This is a genomic window from Rhizobium sp. WYCCWR 11128 (assembly GCF_013416305.1).
GTDB classification, from domain to species: Bacteria; Pseudomonadota; Alphaproteobacteria; order Rhizobiales; family Rhizobiaceae; genus Rhizobium; species Rhizobium indicum.
On sequence record NZ_JACCEZ010000001.1, the window covers coordinates 201,178 to 218,117 of the forward strand.

Below are 16,940 nucleotides of genomic sequence, written 5' to 3' on the forward strand. Positions count from 1 at the left end.
TGAATGAATATCGACGCCGATTCGCGAGGGGTGAATCGGCTTCAAGAGAGAAAAGTGCATTCGATGAAATTGCGAGACTTGGCCGGAGATCAGTTTCCGGAACTTGAAGCACAGCTCGAAGGCCCGGCAGGCCTGCTTGATATTTCGGGCCTGTCTTCGGATAGCCGCAAGGTGGCGCCGGGCAATGTCTTCGTCGCGGTCGCCGGCACCAAGGCGGACGGCGCGGGCTTCATCGTGGATGCCGCCGGCCGCGGCGCTGCCGTCGCGATCGCCTCCCAAGCCGTCGATGCTTCGATCCCCGTGCTTGCGGTCAAGGAGCCGCGCCGTTTCCTTTCCATCGCCGCCGCGCGTTTCCACGGCAGGCAGCCCGACACTATGGTCGCCGTCACCGGCACCGCGGGCAAAACCTCCGTCGCTTCTTTCACCCGGCAGATCTGGGCGCATGCTGGCCACGCGGCCGCGATGATCGGCACGACGGGCGTCGTCTCGCCGACGCGCAACGAGTATGGCTCGCTGACGACGCCCGATCCGGTGTCGCTGCATGCGCTGCTGGCGGAACTTGCCGGAGAAGGCGTGACACATGCCGCGATGGAGGCCTCCAGCCACGGTCTCGACCAGTGCCGGCTTGATGGCGTCAGGCTTGCCGCCGCCGCCTTCACCAATCTCGGCCGCGACCACATGGATTATCATCCGACCGTCGATGCCTATATGGCCGCCAAGATGCGGCTTTTCGATACGCTGTTGCCGAAGGGATCGCCGGCGGTGATCTTTGCTGACGATCCGTGGTCGGCGCAGGCGATCAAGGCCGCGACAGATGCCGGTCACGACATCCGCACCGTCGGGCGTAAGGGCGATTACCTATCGTTGAAGCGCGTCGAGCATTTCCGCCACAAACAGATGGCCGAGATCCATATCGGCGGCGAGATCTTCGAGGTGGACATTCCGCTGGCCGGCGATTTTCAGGTGGCCAACGCGCTGGTTGCAGCAGGGCTTGCCATGTCGACCGGCGTTGAGGCGAAGGTTGCGATGGCCGCGCTCGAGAAGCTCGTCGGCGCGTCCGGCCGTCTCGAACTCGTCGGCCATACGAAAGACGGGGCGCTCGCCTATGTCGATTACGCCCACAAGCCGGATGCGCTGGAAAACGTGCTGGGCTCGGTCAGACCCTTCACCACCGGCCGCGTCATCGTCGTTTTCGGCTGCGGCGGCGACCGTGACCGTGGCAAACGGCCGATCATGGGCGAAATCGCCTGCCGTCTTGCCGACGTCGTTATCGTCACCGACGATAATCCGCGTTCGGAGGAGCCGGCCTCCATCCGGGCGGAGATCATGGCGGCCGCGCCTTGCGCCTCGGAAGTCGCCGATCGCGCCATGGCGATCCGCGAGGCGGTCGGCATGCTGAGATCCGGCGATACGCTGATCGTCGCCGGCAAGGGGCATGAGGAAGGGCAGACGATCGGCGGCGTCACCCTGCCGTTCTCCGATCATGCGGAGGTGCGCAAGGCCTTGGAGGAATTGAAATCTTGAGCTGGCTCTGGACGATGGAAGACATGATCGCAGCGATGGCGGGGCGCCCCTTCGGCACGCTGCCCGAGGGCATCACCGGCATTTCCATCGACAGCCGCTCGATTACTCCAGGCGAAGCTTTCTTCGCGATCAAGGGCGACCGCGTCGACGGTCACGACTACGCCTCGATGGCGATGGCGAACGGCGCTTCCCTTCTCGTCGTCAGCGAGGCGAGGCTTCCCGCCATGGGCCGCCTGACGGTGCCGATGATCGTCGTGGAAGACGTGCTCGCGGCACTTGGCCGGCTCGGCCTTGCCTCGCGCGAGCGCTCAAAGGCCCGGATCATCGCCGTGACGGGATCTGTGGGAAAGACGACCACCAAGGAGATGCTGCGGCATGTGCTGTCGCCCTCCGGCAAGGTGCACGCCTCCGTCGCCTCCTTCAACAATCATTGGGGCGTGCCGCTGACGCTGGCGCGCATGCCCGAGGATACGGATTATGGCGTCTTCGAAGTCGGGATGAACCACCCCGGCGAGATCCGGCCGCTGGTGGTGATGATCCGTCCCGATGTCGCCATCATCACCACGATCGCGCCGGCGCATCTCGGCAATTTCAAGAACATCAAGGAAATCGCCGCCGCCAAGGCCGAGATCTTCGAGGGGCTCGAACCCGGCGGCCATGTCGTGCTCAACCGCGACAACGACCAGTTCAATTTCCTCGACCGCACGGCGCAGTCGCTCGGCATCGAGCATATCCATTCTTTCGGCCAGCATGCCAAGGCCGAATTCCGGCTCGCAGAATTCAATGGTTCCGACGAGAATTCGACCCTGTGGCTGACGATCGGCGGCGAGACGCTGGAGGTCGCGCTCGGCGCACCGGGCCGCCATATCGCCGAGAATGCGCTCGCAGCGCTCGGCGTCGTTAGGATCGTCGGCGCCGATATGCAGAAGGCGATCGAAGCGCTTGCGACGCTGAGGCCGGAAAAGGGCAGGGGAAAGCGCCACCGGCTTGTGATCGGCGGCGGCAGCTTCACGCTGATCGACGAGAGCTACAATGCCAATCCGGCCTCGATGCGCGCGGCGATCGCGCTGCTGGCAGCCTCCGAACCGACCGGCCGCGGACGCCGTATCGCCGTGCTCGGCGACATGCTTGAGATGGGCGAGTATGCGCAGAAGGTCCATACCGACCTTGCCGTGCCGCTGCTTGCTGCCGGCATCGAGCATGTCTGGCTCGCAGGAGCGGAGATGGCTGCGCTGAAGGAATCGTTGCCGGAAAGCGTCCATGTCGAATATCGCGAGAACACTAGCGAATTGACGGATTATGTATTGAACTCGGTCGCGCCAGGCGACGTGTTGATGGTGAAATCGTCTCTGGGCATCGCTTTCGGCAAGATCGTCGCCGCGCTCCTTGACAAGTTCCCGCCATTTGCCGACACGCAACGCGAATTTTGATCGGGTAAACAAGGGGCCCTGAATGCTGATCTGGCTTGTCGAACTGTCGGAATATTTCAAATTTCTGAACCTGTTCAGATATATTACCTTCCGCACGGGGGCTGCTCTCTTCACCTCAGCACTGATCGTCTTCCTGTTCGGGCCGACGATCATCAATTCGCTGCGCATCCGGCAGGGCAAGGGCCAGCCGATCCGCGCCGACGGGCCGCAGACGCATTTCAAGAAGGCCGGCACGCCGACCATGGGCGGACTGATGATCCTCGCCGGCATCGTCGGCGCGTCGCTGCTCTGGGCCGATCTTTCCAACGTCTATGTGGTCGCCACGCTGCTGGTGACGCTGGGCTTCGGTGCGATCGGCTTCTACGACGATTATCTTAAGGTAACGAAGCAGAGCCACATGGGCTTTTCCGGCAAGGCGCGTCTCGGTATCGAATTCGTCATCGCCGGCATCGCCGTCTATTTCATGATGCGCACCGCCCTTGCCTCGGGGATTGCCGGCTCGACCTTCGGCTCCTCGATCGCCTTTCCCTTCTTCAAGGACTTCATGATCAATATCGGCATCATGTTCGTCGTCTTCGGCGGCTTCGTCATCGTCGGCGCCGGCAATGCCGTCAACCTGACCGACGGTCTCGACGGGCTTGCCATCGTGCCTGTGATGATCGCCGCCGCCTCCTTCGGCGTCATCGCCTATCTCGCCGGCAACGTGGTGTTTGCGAATTACCTGCAGATCAATTTCGTGCCCGGCACCGGCGAACTCGCCGTGGTGCTTGGCGCGGTCATCGGCGCCGGCCTCGGCTTTCTCTGGTTCAACGCGCCGCCGGCCGCCATCTTCATGGGCGACACGGGGTCGCTGGCACTCGGCGGCACGATCGGCACCGTCGCCGTCGCCACCAAGCACGAGATCGTCATGGCAATCATCGGCGGCCTCTTTGTCATCGAGACGCTGTCGGTCATCATCCAGGTCGGTTTCTTCAAGATGACCGGCCGGCGTGTCTTCCTGATGGCGCCGATCCATCATCACTTCGAGAAGAAGGGCTGGACCGAGAGCCAGGTGGTGATCCGCTTCTGGATCGTCGCCGTCGGCCTTGCGATGCTCGGCCTTTCGACGCTGAAGCTCCGGTGAGGCAGCGATGATCCCGGTCACGACGCTCAAGGACAGGAAGGTCGCGCTCTTCGGGCTCGGCGGCTCCGGCTTTGCCACCGCCCGGGCGCTGATATCAGGCGGTGCCGAGGTGACCGCCTGGGACGACAATCCCGACAGTGTCGCCAAGGCCGCTGCCGAAGGCATCAGGACGGAAGACCTGCACAACATCGACTGGAGCCAGCAGGCGCTGTTCGTGCTGTCGCCCGGCGTGCCGCTCACCCATCCGAAGCCGCACTGGACCGTCGATCTTGCGCGGGCGGCCGGCGTCGATATCGTCGGCGACGTCGAACTCTTCGTGCGCGAGCGCCGCGCCCATGCGCCGGATTGCCCTTTCATCGCCATAACCGGCACCAACGGCAAGTCGACCACGACGGCGCTGATCGCCCATATCCTGAAATCATCAGGCTACGACACGCAGCTCGGCGGCAATATCGGCACGGCCGTGCTGACGCTCGATCCGCCGAAGGCCGAGCGTTATTACGTCGTCGAATGCTCCTCCTACCAGATCGATCTGGCGCCGACGCTGGACCCGTCGGCCGGCATCCTGCTCAACCTGACGCCGGATCATCTCGACCGTCACGGCACGATGCAGCATTATTCCGATATCAAGGAAAGGCTGGTCGCCGGCAGCGATGTCGCGATCGTCGGCGTCGACGACAGCCATTCGGCGCTGATTGCCGATCGTGTCGAGCGGGCAGGCGTCAAGGTGGTCCGTATTTCGCGCCGCAACGTGCTGGCCGACGGCATCTATGCCGAGGGCACCAAACTCATCCAGGCCGCCGGCGGCGCCATGCTGCCCTTCGCCGATCTCGACGGCATCCAGACGCTGCGCGGCAGTCACAATGCGCAGAACGCCGCCGCAGCCGTTGCCGCCTGCCTCGCCGTCGGGATTTCCGCTGACGACATCCGCACCGGCCTTGCCTCGTTTCCCGGACTGAAGCACCGCATGCAGCCGGTCGGGCAGCGTGGCCGCGTCGTTTTCGTCAACGATTCCAAGGCGACCAATGCCGATGCCGCAGCGCCGGCTCTTTCGAGCTATGATCGCATCTATTGGATCGCCGGAGGCTTGCCGAAGGCTGGCGGGATCACGACGCTTGCTCCCTATTTTCCGCGCATCGCCAAGGCCTATCTGATCGGCGAGGCGGCGGCGGAATTCGCCGCGACGCTCGGCGAGGCCGTGCCTTACGAGATCTCGGACACGCTGGAGCGCGCCGTCGCGCATGCGGCCGCCGATGCCGAACGCGACGAGAGCGCTGCTTCGGCCGTGATGTTATCCCCGGCTTGCGCAAGCTTCGACCAGTATAAGAACTTCGAAGTCAGGGGCGAAGCCTTCGTCGGCCACGTGGCGGCGCTTGATGGGATTGCGATGCTGATCGGTCCGGCAACAGGAGAGAAATGACATGGTAAGCCGCGCGGAACGTGGGCCTCTGGCCGATTGGTTCTGGACCATCGACCGCTTCTTCCTGGCAATGTTCATCTTCCTGATGGGCATCGGCTTCATGCTGTCGTTTGCGGCATCTCCTGCGGTCGCCGAGCGCATCGGGCTCGAGCCCTTCCACTTCGTCAAGCGCCATGCGGCTTTCATGATCCCTTCGATCGGCGTCATGCTCGGGCTGTCGTTCCTGACGCCACGCCAGGTGCGGCGAACTGCGATCCTGATCCTGATCATCTCGGTCGCCATGATGGTGCTGGTGCTGTTCGTCGGGCAGGAGGTCAAGGGTGGCAGGCGCTGGATCTGGATCGCCGGGCTTTCCATCCAGCCGTCGGAATTCATGAAGCCTGCCTTCGTCGTGGTCTGCGCTTGGCTGTTTGCCGAACATGCGCGCCAGCCGGAGATCCCTGGCAATCTCTTTGCCATCATCCTGTTCGGCATCGTCGCGGCCCTTCTCGTCGCGCAGCCGGATCTCGGCCAGACCATCCTGACCACAGCCGTCTGGGGCGGAATGTTCTTCATGGCCGGCATGCCATGGATCTGGATCATGCTGCTCGGCATCGGCGGCGCCGGCGGCCTGCTCAGCGCCTATTACGTCTTCCCGCACGTCGCCGGCCGAATAGACAAGTTCATGACCGGCGAGGGCGACACGTTCCAGATCGACACCGCGCGCGAGGCGATCATCCGCGGCAGCTGGTTCGGCCAGGGACCGGGCGAAGGCATCGTCAAGCGCATCATCCCGGATGCGCATACCGACTTCATCTTCTCGGTCGCGGCCGAGGAGTTCGGCATCGTGTTCTGCATGGCGCTCGTAGCGCTGTTTACCGTGCTGGTGCTGCGCGGCCTCTCGCATGCCTATCGCGAACGGAACGACTTCAACCGCTTCGCTGTCGCCGGCCTGGTGCTGCAGATGGGCATCCAGTCGATCATCAATATCGGCGTCAATCTCGAACTGCTGCCGGCAAAGGGCATGACGCTGCCGCTGATTTCCTATGGCGGCTCGTCTATGGTGGCGATCTGCGTCACCGCCGGCTTCATTCTGGCGCTGACGCGCCATCGACCGGAAAAACGCGCACAGGACCGGAGCCTCTTCCGTGTCCCGCACGGCATGCCGGCGGAGTAGAAGACCATGAGCAAAGGCATCGTGCTGCTTGCCGCCGGGGGAACCGGCGGCCATGTGTTCCCGGCGGAGGCGCTGGCCTTCAAGCTGAAGGAGCGCGGCTATTCGGTGCATCTCGTCACGGACAGCCGGGCCGAGCGTTATGCCGGCAAGTTCCCGGCCGAGGAAATCCATGTCGTGCCGTCGGCGACGATCGGCTCAAAGAACCCGATCGCCGTCGCCCGCTCGCTATGGACGCTCTGGAGCGGCATGCGGGCGGCAAAGAAGCTGATCCAGCGGTTGCAGCCGGTCATCGTCGTCGGTTTCGGCGGTTATCCAACCGTGCCGCCGCTTCTTGCCGCCACCCGGCTCGGCGTGCCCGCGATGATCCACGAGCAGAATGCGGTGATGGGGCGCGCCAACAAGGCCTTGGCAACTCGCGTGCAGGCCATCGCCGGCGGTTTCCTGCCGGAGGGAGGCGCTGCCTTTTCAGACAAGACGGTGACGACTGGCAATCCCGTCCGCCCGGCAATCATCGCCGCAGCCGAGGTGCCTTACACGCCGTCGCATGCGGGCGAGGCCTTCAACCTCGTCGTCTTCGGCGGCAGCCAGGGCGCGCAATATTTCTCCAAGGCGCTGCCGACGGCGATCAGCCTGCTCGACGATGCGCTTCGCCTGCGCCTGCGCATCACCCAGCAGGTGCGTCCCGAGGATATGGAGATGGTCAGCGGCTGCGTCGCCAGGCTAGAGATGGGAGCCGATATCGCACCCTTCTTCACCGACATGGCCGAGAGGCTGGCAAGGGCGCATCTCGTGATCTGCCGTTCGGGCGCCTCGACGGTTTCGGAAATCTCCGTCATCGGCCGGCCTGCCGTGCTCGTGCCTTACCCGCACGCTCTCGATCACGACCAGGCGGCGAATGCGGCGGCACTTGCTGCGACCGGCGGGGCGAAGGTGATTGCCCAGTCGGAGCTTTCGCCGGAGAAGATCGCAGCGATCCTGACGGCTGTGATGAACGATCCAGAAAAGCTTTCGCACATGGCGGCGGCGGCGAAACTCGCCGGGAAACCCGATGCCGCGAACTTGCTTGCCGAGCTGGTTGAGGCTATTGCCGCCAGACGGACAATTGCGGAATTCAAGAGGACACGCGCATGAAACTGCCGAAGACGATCGGTCTCGTCCATTTCATCGGCATCGGCGGCATCGGCATGAGCGGTATTGCCGAGGTGCTGCACAATCTCGGCCACAAGGTGCAGGGATCGGACCAGGCCGACAGCGCCAATGTCCAGCGCCTGCGCGACAAGGGCATCGAGGTCTTCGTCGGCCACCGGGCCGAAAACCTGGGTGAGGCCGAGGTCGTCGTCGTCTCGACGGCAATCAAGAAGAGCAATCCGGAACTCATCGCCGCGCGCGAAAAGCTGCTGCCGGTGGTGCGCCGTGCCGAAATGCTCGCCGAGCTGATGCGCTTCCGCAATGCGATCGCCATCGGCGGCACGCATGGCAAGACGACGACCACCTCGCTGGTCGCCACACTGCTCGAAGCCGGCGGGCTGGACCCGACCGTCATCAATGGCGGCATCATCAATGCCTACGGCACCAATGCCCGCATGGGCGAGGGCGAGTGGATGGTGGTCGAGGCCGACGAATCGGACGGCACCTTCCTGAAGCTTCCGGCCGATGTTGCGGTCATCACTAATATCGACCCGGAACATCTCGACCATTACGGCAATTTCGACGCCGTGCGCGCCGCCTTCCGGCAGTTCGTCGAGAACGTGCCGTTCTACGGCTTCGGCGTCATGTGTCTCGACCATCCCGAGGTGCAGTCGCTGGTTGGCCGCATCGAGGACCGCAAGATCATCACCTATGGCGAGAACCCGCAGGCCGACGTGCGCTTCAAGAATGTGCGCGTCGACGGCACGCGCTCGATCTTCGACGTCGAAATCCGCCGCCGCCGCACCGGCCAGGTAATCGAGCTCAAGGGGCTGGTCATGCCAATGCCCGGCCGGCATAATATTTCCAACGCGACGGCGGCGATTGCCGTTGCCAACCGGCTCGGCATATCGAGCGCAGATATCGCCAAGGGGCTCGCCTCCTTCGGCGGCGTCAAGCGCCGCTTCACGCTGACCGGCGAGTGGAATGGGGTGCAGATCTTCGACGATTACGGCCACCATCCGGTCGAGATCAAGGCGGTGTTGCGCGCCGCCCGAGAGTCCTGCAAGGGCCGTGTCATCGCGATCCACCAGCCGCATCGCTTCAGCCGTCTTGCGAGCCTGTTCGAGGAATTCGCCGCCTGCTTCAACGATGCCGACAGCATCTTCCTGGCACCTGTCTATGCGGCGGGTGAGGATCCGATCGAGGGTATCGATTCCGTGTCGCTGGTCTCGCGCATAAAATCCGGCGGCCATCGCGACGCCCGCTTTCTAAGCTCGGCGGAGCTTCTGCCGCAGATGGTCGCGGAGGTTGCAAAGCCTGGCGATTTCGTGGTTCTGTTGGGGGCTGGGAGCATTACATCCTGGGCAGCGGCGCTGCCCAAGCAACTGGAAGGCCTATCGGGAAAGTCCGTATGAAACAGGTGAATGGGGAAAAGCTTCTCGCGTCTCTCGGAGACGGTGTAAAGGATATCCGCGGCCGTATCACGCCGGATGCCCCGATGGACCGCGTCACCTGGTTCAGGGCCGGTGGCCTGGCCGAGCTGATGTTCCAGCCGCATGACGTCGACGATCTCATCGCTTTCCTGAAGATATTGCCGGAAGAGGTGCCGCTGACGGTGGTCGGCGTCGGCTCGAACATCCTGGTGCGCGACGGCGGCATTCCCGGCGTCGTGCTGCGCTTGTCGGCCAAGGGGTTCGGCTTCGTCGAGCTTGCCGGTGAAAACCGCATTCTCGCCGGCGCCATCTGCCCGGACAAACATGTGGCGGCGATGGCGATGGACAACGGCATCGGCGGCTTCCATTTCTTCTACGGCATTCCCGGCGGCATCGGCGGCGCGGCGCGCATGAATGCCGGCGCCAATGGCGTCGAAACGCGCGAGCGGCTGATCGAAGTCCATGCCGTCGACCGCAAGGGCGACAAGCATGTGCTTTCCAATGCCGAGATGGGCTATTCCTACCGGCATTCGACCGCATCGACAGATCTGATCTTCACCTCGGTCCTGTTCGAGGGCTATCCGGAAGAGCGCGCCCAGATACGCGCCGAGATGGATGCCGTGCGCAATCACCGCGAGACGGTGCAGCCGGTTCGCGAAAAGACCGGCGGCTCGACCTTCAAGAATCCGGCTGGCCATTCGGCCTGGAAACTGGTCGACGAGGCAGGCTGCCGCGGTCTCGTCATCGGCGGGGCACAGATGTCGTCGCTGCACTGCAACTTCATGATCAACATGGGGCAGGCGACCGGTTACGATCTCGAATATCTCGGCGAACAGGTGCGTCGCGAGGTCTTCGAAAAAGACGGCATCAAGCTCGAATGGGAAATCAAACGCCTCGGCGTCTTCATGCCCGGCCGCGAAGTGCGTCCGTTCCACGGTGTGACGAGCGGATAACGGTTTACCTCACCGCAAGCTTCAGGCCGTCGCGCGGCGTGACGAGAGGCGACCAGCCGAGCACTTCGCGGGCATGGGATATATCGACCTGCAGGGAACCGCAAAGACGCTGGTAGACGGCGTCCTTTCCCGCGACTCTCGCGCCCATCTGCAACAGGGCGGGGGGGAAGGGGAGCAGCATCGGTTTGACACCCAGTCCTGCGGCAATCCCTTCGATAAGCCCGGGAGTCGAAAGATCTTCTGCATCGCCTGCGAGAAAGGTCTGGCCGGCAGCACCCGGATGCTTCATCCCAGTGATGATCAGATCAACAAGATTTGGAAGCGCGACCAGTGTCCGGCGGTTCTTCAGCGAGGCGAAGGGGAGCGGTATCTTCCTCCGGACAAGTCCGACGAGCAGGGCGAAGTTGCCCCGCGCACCGGGTCCATAGACGAGCGGCGGGCGAATGACGACAACTTCCATGCCTGTTCGGGCGGCGATTTCATGCAGCCCGATTTCAGTTTCCAGCTTCGAGATCCCATAGGGATCGATCGGCATTGGCGTATCGTCATGCCGGAAAGGCCGATCGTTCTCCTCACCATTGACCTTGATGCTGCTGATAAAGACGAACCTTTTTACGCCCGCGCGGGCGGCCTGCTCGGCGAGGTTCAACGTGGCGGCGGTGTTGATCCGACGAAATTCCGCAAGCGGATCGGCTGCGCGGTCGTGCATGATGTGAACACGAGCGGCGAGATGGACGATGACATCAATACCCTCGAGAGCAGCCGTCCAATCGGTTTCACTGGATATCTCGACGGGAAAATGCCGCACAGATGTCGGGAAGCTGGCGGCTGCAGATCGCGTCGTCACCGCAAGCTCGCATATCTGCTCTCCATGCAGTCTTTCGACGAGAGGCCCACCGACAAAGCCGGCTGCGCCGGTAATGAGGCATCGCATGATCTGTTCCCCGTTTTACCGTGAGTGTTCCGGTTAACCGGAAGTGCTGACGGCATCAATAAAAAAGCCGCGACGATAGAGCGCCGCGGCTTGTTATTCATTTGTTGATCGAGGTTCAGACTTCCTCGTGGCCCGACAACCGGATGCAGACCAGCGAGATCACTGCCGAGGCAGCGAGGTAGTAGCCGACATAGTCCAGACTATAATGGGTGGCGAGCCAGGTGGCGATATAAGGGGCGAGCGAAGCGCCGAAGATGCCGCCGAGGTTGAAGGTCATCGAGGCGCCGGTATAGCGCACCGTGGTCGGAAAGGGCGCGGCCAGGGCAGCGCCGATCGGACCATAGGTGAAGCCCATCAAGGCGAGGCCGATGATCGAGCACAGGAAAGCGCCTGTGAGACCGCTGGTCAACAGCGTCGCGTAGAAGAAGCCGAAGATGGCGATGGCAATTGTCGTCAGCGTCAGGATGATGCGGCGCGAATAGAGATCGGAGAGCCAGCCGGAGAGCGGGATCGTCAGGCCGAAGAAGACGACGCCGACAAGCTGGACGACCAGGAACTGCTCGCGGGAGTAACCGAGCCCACCCTTTTCCAGAGGTGTCGTACCCCAGGAGAGCGTGAAGACCGTCATCAGGTAGAACAGCACGAAGGTCGCGACGGCGATGAAGGTGCCGAGGATCAGGCTGCGCAGATGGTTGCGGAAGACAACCTCGATCGGCACCGCGACGCGTTCGTGCTTTTCGACGGCTTTGCGGAATTCCGGCGTCTCGGCGATCTTCAGACGGACATAGAGGCCGACTGCGACGAGGGCGAGGCTGGCGATGAAGGGAATGCGCCATCCGTAGTCGAGGAAATCCTCGTTGCTCATCGTTTCCGCCAGGATGAGGAAGAAGCCGGAGGAGAGGATGAAGCCGATCGGCGCGCCGAGCTGCGGGAACATGGCGTACCAGCTGCGCTTGCCGGGAGGAGCGTTTTCGGTGGCAAGCAGAACGGCGCCGCCCCATTCGCCGCCAAGGCCGAGGCCCTGACCGAAGCGGCAAAGCGCCAGCAACAAGGGTGCCGCGATGCCGATCGCATCATAGCCCGGCAGCATGCCGATCAGGACGGTCGAAAGCCCCATCGTCATCAGCGCGGCGACGAGCGTCGCCTTGCGGCCGATGCGATCGCCGAAATGGCCAAAAATCACGGCGCCGATGGGGCGGGCGAAGAAGGCGATCGAGAAGGTGACGAGCGACTGCAGCGTTGCGGCGTTCGAATCACTTGCCGGGAAAAAGAGATGCGGGAAGACGAGGACGGCTGCCGTCGCGTAGACGTAGAAGTCGAAGAATTCGATGGTGGTGCCGACAAGGCTGGCGATGAGAACGCGAGCCGGGGAATTGACTTGCGCACTGTTCGAGGCAGGAGTCGGCGATGCGGAGATCGCGTCTGTCATTTTCATTCCAATCAGTATTTTTGTGAAGCGCCTTGGGAGGCGGGCGGGTCTTAACGCAATTTCAGATCCGAGAAAACGTCAAAACATGCAGTCGGTACAGGGAACGCGGCTGCATGCATTACCGGCTCGCGTCCCTCGGCGTCATCTCAAATCCTTGGGTTTTCCTTCCTTGCGCGAGGCTTGCCGTGGCGTTGCCCGCGTGCTTGACCGGAATCGAATTGTAACAGATTCATTGCTAACCCTCTGGTTGAGGGCAGAGGAGATATCCATGCAAAAGAGTCTTGTTGCCGAATTTCTCGGCACGTTCTGGCTGGTCTTCGGCGGATGCGGCAGTGCCGTGCTGGCCGCGGCCTATCCCGAGCTTGGAATTGGTTTTGTCGGCGTGGCCTTTGCGTTCGGTCTGACGGTGCTCACCATGGCCTATGCCGTGGGCGGTATTTCGGGCGGTCATTTCAACCCCGCCGTCTCCCTCGGCCTTACGGTTGCCGGACGGTTTCCGGCGGCGCGTCTCGTTCCCTATATCGTCGCGCAGGTTGTCGGCGCCATCGCCGCGGCGGCGCTGCTCTATCTCATCGCCAGCGGCAAGGCGGGTTTCGAACTCGGCGTCTTTGCCGCCAACGGATATGACGAGCACTCTCCGGGTGGTTATTCACTGCTTTCGGCGCTGCTGATCGAAGTGCTGCTGACCATGTTCTTCCTGATCATCATCTTGGGGTCGACCAGCAGCCGGGTGCCTGCGGGCTTCGCGCCGCTGGCGATCGGCCTCGGGCTGACGCTGATCCATCTCGTTGCCATCCCCGTGACGAATACCTCGGTCAATCCAGCGCGTTCCACCGGCCAGGCGCTTTTCGTCGGCGGCTGGGCGCTGCAGCAGCTCTGGCTGTTCTGGATTGCGCCGCTTGCGGGTGGAGCGCTCGGCGGACTCGTATGGAAATTCCTCGACGACGCCGACTGACTGCAAGACAAAGAGCTATCCCATTGAGCCCGCGCGGTTTTTCCGTGCGGGTTTTTCTGTTTTCGCGGATCGGCGGCGTCTTCGATCTGGCAATCCCGAAGAAGAGAAGGTTAAAAAATCACGGGCGCGGCAATACGAAGTTAACGAAAGTAAACACTTCATTAACCATAATGATGCTCTAATGCACCCAGGTCGGACAAAGGCCCGAAACGGCGCAGACAGCTTCGCGCAAGCGTCGATTTCGAAAATGGAAGTTATTTTTTGGGGGTGTTGATGAGTCGCAAGCATGTCGCTGTCCTGATGGGCGGATTTTCCTCGGAAAGGCCTGTCAGCCTTTCCTCGGGAAAGGCTTGCGCAGAAGCCCTCGAGGCGGAGGGCTTCGACGTGACGCGCATCGACGTGGCGCGCGACGTTTCCGAGAAGCTCGCCGCGCTGAAGCCCGATGTCGTCTTCAATGCGCTTCACGGCCCGTTCGGCGAGGACGGCACCATTCAGGGCATCCTCGAATATCTCGAAATCCCCTATACGCATTCGGGCGTGCTTGCCTCGGCGCTGGCGATGGACAAGGATAAGGCGAAGCTCGTTGCCGCCGCCGCCGGTATTCCGGTCGCCGAATCGCAGGTGGTCAACCGTTTCGCCTTTCCCTCGACGCATCCGATGAAACCGCCCTATGTGGTGAAACCCGTCCGCGAGGGGTCGAGCTTCGGCGTCGTCATCGTCACGGAAGATCAGGCGCATCCGCCACAGATCGTCAGCTCGCCCGAGTGGCGTTACGGCGAGGAAGTGATCGTCGAGCGCTATGTCTATGGTCGCGAACTCACCTGCGGCGTCATGGGTGAAACTCCGCTCGGCGTCACGGAAGTGGTGCCGCAGGGACACAATTTTTATGATTACGACTCCAAGTATGCGGCAGGCGGTTCAAAACACGTCATCCCCGCGAAAATTTCACCGAATATTTACCAAAAAATACAAACATTGTCCCTAAGGGCGCATCAGGCAATCGGTTGTCGCGGCGTCAGTCGGTCCGACTTTCGTTACGACGATCGTTTCTCCGAAGACGGCGAAATCATCTGGCTGGAAGTCAATACCCAACCAGGTATGACCCCAACCTCGCTCGTGCCCGAAATGGCCGGTCATGCCGGTTATTCGTTTGGTCAGTTTCTCCGGTGGATGGTGGAGGACGCGTCTTGTTTGCGTTGACAGTCAAGAGGATTGGGCGCCCCAGCCATCATGCCGTGCTTCCGATTATGGAAGCCGAAGAGCGGTTCGTGCTGCCGCGTCCGCTGCGCCGGGTCACGCGCTTTCTGATCAGCCTCTGCAGCGGCCGCATCTACATTCCTGTTCATACCGGCACGGTCTCGGCGCTCGCTTTCTTGGGCGCGACGGGGCTTTACGGCATGTCGCTCGGCGGTCACACGGAAGCCGTGGCGCAGGCGACGACGACGGCCGCGGGTTTTGCGATCGAGGACGTCAAGGTCTCCGGGAATTCGGAAACCTCCGAAATCGAAATCCTGCAGCTGATCGGCCTTGACGGCACGACCTCGCTGGTCGCCCTCGACGTCGATGCCGCCCGCAGGAAGATTGCGCATCTTCCCTGGGTCGAAAATGTCGAGGTCCGCAAGATCTATCCGAAGACGATCGAGGTGAAGCTCAAGGAGCGCCAGGCCTATGCGATCTGGCAGCACGGGCAGGAGCTTTCCCTGATCGAGAAGAACGGCAGCGTCATTGCGCCGCTGCGGGACAACAAGTTTTCGGCGCTGCCGCTCGTCGTCGGCCGCGATGCCGAAACGGCGGCTGCTTCGCTCGACGAAGCCTTCTCGAAGTGGCCCGACGTGAAGGCCCGCGTAAAGGCCTATGTCTGGATATCCGGCCGTCGCTGGGACCTGCACATGGATAACGGCGTCGTCGTCAAGCTGCCGGAAGACGGTATCGACCAGGCACTGGCGACGCTTTCGAAGTTCGACAAGGAGCATCAGCTCCTCGAGCGGGACATTGCCGCAGTCGATCTCAGGCTGGCCGACAGAACCGCGATCCAGCTGACGCCGGAGGCGGCGGTCCGCAGGCAGACGGCAGTGACGGAGCGCACGAAAGAATTGAAGAAGGCGGGGCAGAATATATGAGCTTGTTCGGTTCATCCCATTTCGGATTGCCGCGCCTGAAGCCGCTTTCGTCGAAGCGGTCACATGTCGTTTCGGTGCTCGACATCGGTTCCACCAAGGTCGTCTGCATGATCGGCCGGCTGACGCCGCGCGAGGAAAGCCAGATCCTGCCGGGCCGCACGCACAATATCGAGATCATCGGCATCGGCCATCAGCGCTCGCGCGGCATCAAGACCGGCGTCATCGCCGATCTCGACGCATTGGAAGGCGTCATCCGCCTTGCCGTCGATGCGGCCGAGCGCATGGCGGGGCTGACGGTCGAGAGCCTGATCGTCAACCTGACGGCCGGCCGCCTCGGCAGTGACATCTACACCGCGACGATCGATCTCGGTGGCCAGGAAGTCGAACTCAACGATCTGAAGAAGGTGCTGTCGGCCGCTTGCCAGCAGTCGCTGCGCCAGGACCGCTCGGTGCTGCATTCGCTGGCGACCGGCTTCTCGCTCGACGGCGAGCGCGGCATCCGCGATCCGCTGGCGATGTACGGCGATGCGCTCGGCGTCGACATGCATGTGGTGACGGCGGAGCGCTCGGCGCTGAAGAACCTCGAGCTTAGCGTCAATCGTGCGCATCTGTCGGTCGAGGGCATCGTCGCGACGCCCTATGCATCGGGTCTTGCGGCTCTCGTCGACGATGAGGTCGAGCTCGGCTGCGCAGCGATCGACTTGGGCGGCGGCACGACGACGATTTCGGTCTTTGCCGAGGGCAAGCTCGTTCATACGGATGCCGTCGGCCTCGGCGGCCATCACGTTACTACCGACCTGGCGCGCGGCCTTTCGACCCGCATCGAGGATGCGGAGCGGCTGAAGGTCGTGCATGCCTCGGCGCTTTCGAATTCCTCAGACGAGCGCGAGCTGATCTCGATCCCGCCGATCGGCGAGGACGATCGCGACCAGCCGTCGCAGGTGCCGCGGGCACTGGTTTCGCGCATCGTCTCGGCCCGAATCGAAGAGACGATGGAACTGATCCGCGACCGCATCCAGCGCTCCGGCTTCAGCCCGATCGTCGGCAAGCGCGTCGTGCTGACCGGCGGAGCGAGCCAACTGACCGGCCTTGCCGACGTGGCGCGGCGCATCCTTGCCCGTAACGTCCGCATCGGTCGTCCGATGGGCGTCTCTGGGTTGCCGACGGCGGCCAAGGGCCCGGCCTTTTCGACGGCCGTCGGCCTGATGATCTATCCGCAGGTCGCGGACATGGAGACACATGCGTCACAGAGCGGCCTGCTCATGTCGCTTGGGGGAAATAACAGCCGCATAGCCCGCATGGGCCAGTGGCTGAAGGAAAGCTTCTGAAATTTGA

14 protein-coding genes are annotated in these 16,940 nt (G+C 62.7%); 12 read left to right on the forward strand and 2 right to left on the reverse strand.

Annotated features, from left to right (window positions below):
* The first annotated feature begins 3 nt into the window (after positions 1 to 3).
* From HX898_RS00990 to murB, 8 genes are read left to right on the forward strand one after another with little or no spacing between them, the layout of a single operon-like run.
* Positions 4 to 1,524, forward strand: coding sequence for a UDP-N-acetylmuramoyl-L-alanyl-D-glutamate--2,6-diaminopimelate ligase (locus HX898_RS00990; RefSeq protein WP_180193737.1), 1,521 nt, complete (start codon positions 4 to 6; stop codon positions 1,522 to 1,524).
* Positions 1,521 to 2,954 carry a UDP-N-acetylmuramoylalanyl-D-glutamyl-2,6-diaminopimelate--D-alanyl-D-alanine ligase gene (locus tag HX898_RS00995; protein ID WP_180193738.1) on the forward strand — a complete coding sequence of 478 codons (1,434 nt, stop codon included), beginning with the start codon at positions 1,521 to 1,523 and terminating at the stop codon, positions 2,952 to 2,954. The genes HX898_RS00990 and HX898_RS00995 overlap by 4 nt, the downstream gene beginning before the upstream one ends.
* 22 nt (positions 2,955 to 2,976) lie before the next feature.
* On the forward strand, positions 2,977 to 4,077 hold the full coding sequence (mraY, locus tag HX898_RS01000) for a phospho-N-acetylmuramoyl-pentapeptide-transferase (RefSeq protein ID WP_003541415.1): 1,101 nt from the start codon (positions 2,977 to 2,979) through the stop codon (positions 4,075 to 4,077).
* Between the two features lie 7 nt (positions 4,078 to 4,084).
* Positions 4,085 to 5,497 carry a UDP-N-acetylmuramoyl-L-alanine--D-glutamate ligase gene (gene murD, locus HX898_RS01005; protein WP_138387071.1) on the forward strand — a complete coding sequence of 471 codons (1,413 nt, stop codon included), beginning with the start codon at positions 4,085 to 4,087 and terminating at the stop codon, positions 5,495 to 5,497.
* 1 nt (position 5,498) lies between these two features.
* Positions 5,499 to 6,653, forward strand: a complete 1,155-nt coding sequence (ftsW, locus tag HX898_RS01010; RefSeq protein ID WP_017988955.1) for a putative lipid II flippase FtsW — start codon at positions 5,499 to 5,501, stop codon at positions 6,651 to 6,653.
* A gap of 6 nt (positions 6,654 to 6,659) precedes the next feature.
* Positions 6,660 to 7,784: an undecaprenyldiphospho-muramoylpentapeptide beta-N-acetylglucosaminyltransferase gene (gene murG, locus HX898_RS01015; RefSeq protein ID WP_180193739.1), complete on the forward strand. Its 1,125-nt coding sequence runs from the start codon at positions 6,660 to 6,662 to the stop codon at positions 7,782 to 7,784.
* Entirely contained in the window at positions 7,781 to 9,196 is a 1,416-nt protein-coding gene (murC, locus tag HX898_RS01020; protein ID WP_180193740.1) for a UDP-N-acetylmuramate--L-alanine ligase, read from the forward strand. Before murG ends, murC begins: the two co-directional genes overlap by 4 nt.
* Positions 9,193 to 10,167 carry a UDP-N-acetylmuramate dehydrogenase gene (murB, locus tag HX898_RS01025; RefSeq protein WP_180193741.1) on the forward strand — a complete coding sequence of 325 codons (975 nt, stop codon included), beginning with the start codon at positions 9,193 to 9,195 and terminating at the stop codon, positions 10,165 to 10,167. The genes murC and murB overlap by 4 nt, the downstream gene beginning before the upstream one ends.
* A 4-nt stretch (positions 10,168 to 10,171) precedes the next feature.
* On the opposite strand, the gene HX898_RS01030 is transcribed toward murB, so the two are convergent.
* Positions 10,172 to 11,101, reverse strand: a complete 930-nt coding sequence (locus tag HX898_RS01030) for an SDR family oxidoreductase (protein WP_180193742.1) — start codon at positions 11,099 to 11,101, stop codon at positions 10,172 to 10,174.
* A 115-nt stretch (positions 11,102 to 11,216) separates the two neighbouring features.
* Positions 11,217 to 12,530, reverse strand: a complete 1,314-nt coding sequence (locus HX898_RS01035) for an MFS transporter (RefSeq protein ID WP_180193743.1) — start codon at positions 12,528 to 12,530, stop codon at positions 11,217 to 11,219.
* Between the two features lie 268 nt (positions 12,531 to 12,798).
* On the opposite strand from HX898_RS01035, the gene aqpZ reads away from it, so the two are divergent.
* The 4 genes from aqpZ to ftsA all read left to right on the forward strand — a co-directional run bounded on the left by aqpZ (position 12,799) and on the right by ftsA (position 16,933).
* Entirely contained in the window at positions 12,799 to 13,485 is a 687-nt protein-coding gene (gene aqpZ, locus HX898_RS01040) for an aquaporin Z (protein WP_180193744.1), read from the forward strand.
* A 273-nt stretch (positions 13,486 to 13,758) separates the two neighbouring features.
* Positions 13,759 to 14,685 (forward strand): D-alanine--D-alanine ligase, encoded by a 927-nt coding sequence (locus HX898_RS01045; protein WP_017961294.1) that lies wholly within the window; start codon positions 13,759 to 13,761, stop codon positions 14,683 to 14,685.
* Positions 14,673 to 15,605 carry a cell division protein FtsQ/DivIB gene (locus HX898_RS01050; RefSeq protein ID WP_138330522.1) on the forward strand — a complete coding sequence of 311 codons (933 nt, stop codon included), beginning with the start codon at positions 14,673 to 14,675 and terminating at the stop codon, positions 15,603 to 15,605. Before HX898_RS01045 ends, HX898_RS01050 begins: the two co-directional genes overlap by 13 nt.
* Complete coding sequence (gene ftsA, locus HX898_RS01055; RefSeq protein WP_012758279.1) at positions 15,602 to 16,933, forward strand: cell division protein FtsA; 1,332 nt, start codon at positions 15,602 to 15,604, stop codon at positions 16,931 to 16,933. Before HX898_RS01050 ends, ftsA begins: the two co-directional genes overlap by 4 nt.
* Positions 16,934 to 16,940 lie beyond the last annotated feature (7 nt).

Bases quoted from the DNA above. Each gene is read 5' to 3' on its own strand.
- murG (WP_180193739.1), top strand. From the start codon at position 6,660: ATGAGCAAAGGCATCGTGCTGCTTGCCGCCGGGGGAACCGGCGGCCAT.
- HX898_RS01045 (WP_017961294.1), top strand. From the start codon at position 13,759: ATGAGTCGCAAGCATGTCGCTGTCCTGATGGGCGGATTTTCCTCGGAA.
- HX898_RS01030 (WP_180193742.1), bottom strand. From the start codon at position 11,101: ATGCGATGCCTCATTACCGGCGCAGCCGGCTTTGTCGGTGGGCCTCTC.
- ftsW (WP_017988955.1), top strand. From the start codon at position 5,499: ATGGTAAGCCGCGCGGAACGTGGGCCTCTGGCCGATTGGTTCTGGACC.
- murC (WP_180193740.1), top strand. From the start codon at position 7,781: ATGAAACTGCCGAAGACGATCGGTCTCGTCCATTTCATCGGCATCGGC.
- mraY (WP_003541415.1), top strand. From the start codon at position 2,977: ATGCTGATCTGGCTTGTCGAACTGTCGGAATATTTCAAATTTCTGAAC.
- murB (WP_180193741.1), top strand. From the start codon at position 9,193: ATGAAACAGGTGAATGGGGAAAAGCTTCTCGCGTCTCTCGGAGACGGT.
- murD (WP_138387071.1), top strand. From the start codon at position 4,085: ATGATCCCGGTCACGACGCTCAAGGACAGGAAGGTCGCGCTCTTCGGG.
- HX898_RS01035 (WP_180193743.1), bottom strand. From the start codon at position 12,530: ATGACAGACGCGATCTCCGCATCGCCGACTCCTGCCTCGAACAGTGCG.
- aqpZ (WP_180193744.1), top strand. From the start codon at position 12,799: ATGCAAAAGAGTCTTGTTGCCGAATTTCTCGGCACGTTCTGGCTGGTC.
- HX898_RS00990 (WP_180193737.1), top strand. From the start codon at position 4: ATGAATATCGACGCCGATTCGCGAGGGGTGAATCGGCTTCAAGAGAGA.
- ftsA (WP_012758279.1), top strand. From the start codon at position 15,602: ATGAGCTTGTTCGGTTCATCCCATTTCGGATTGCCGCGCCTGAAGCCG.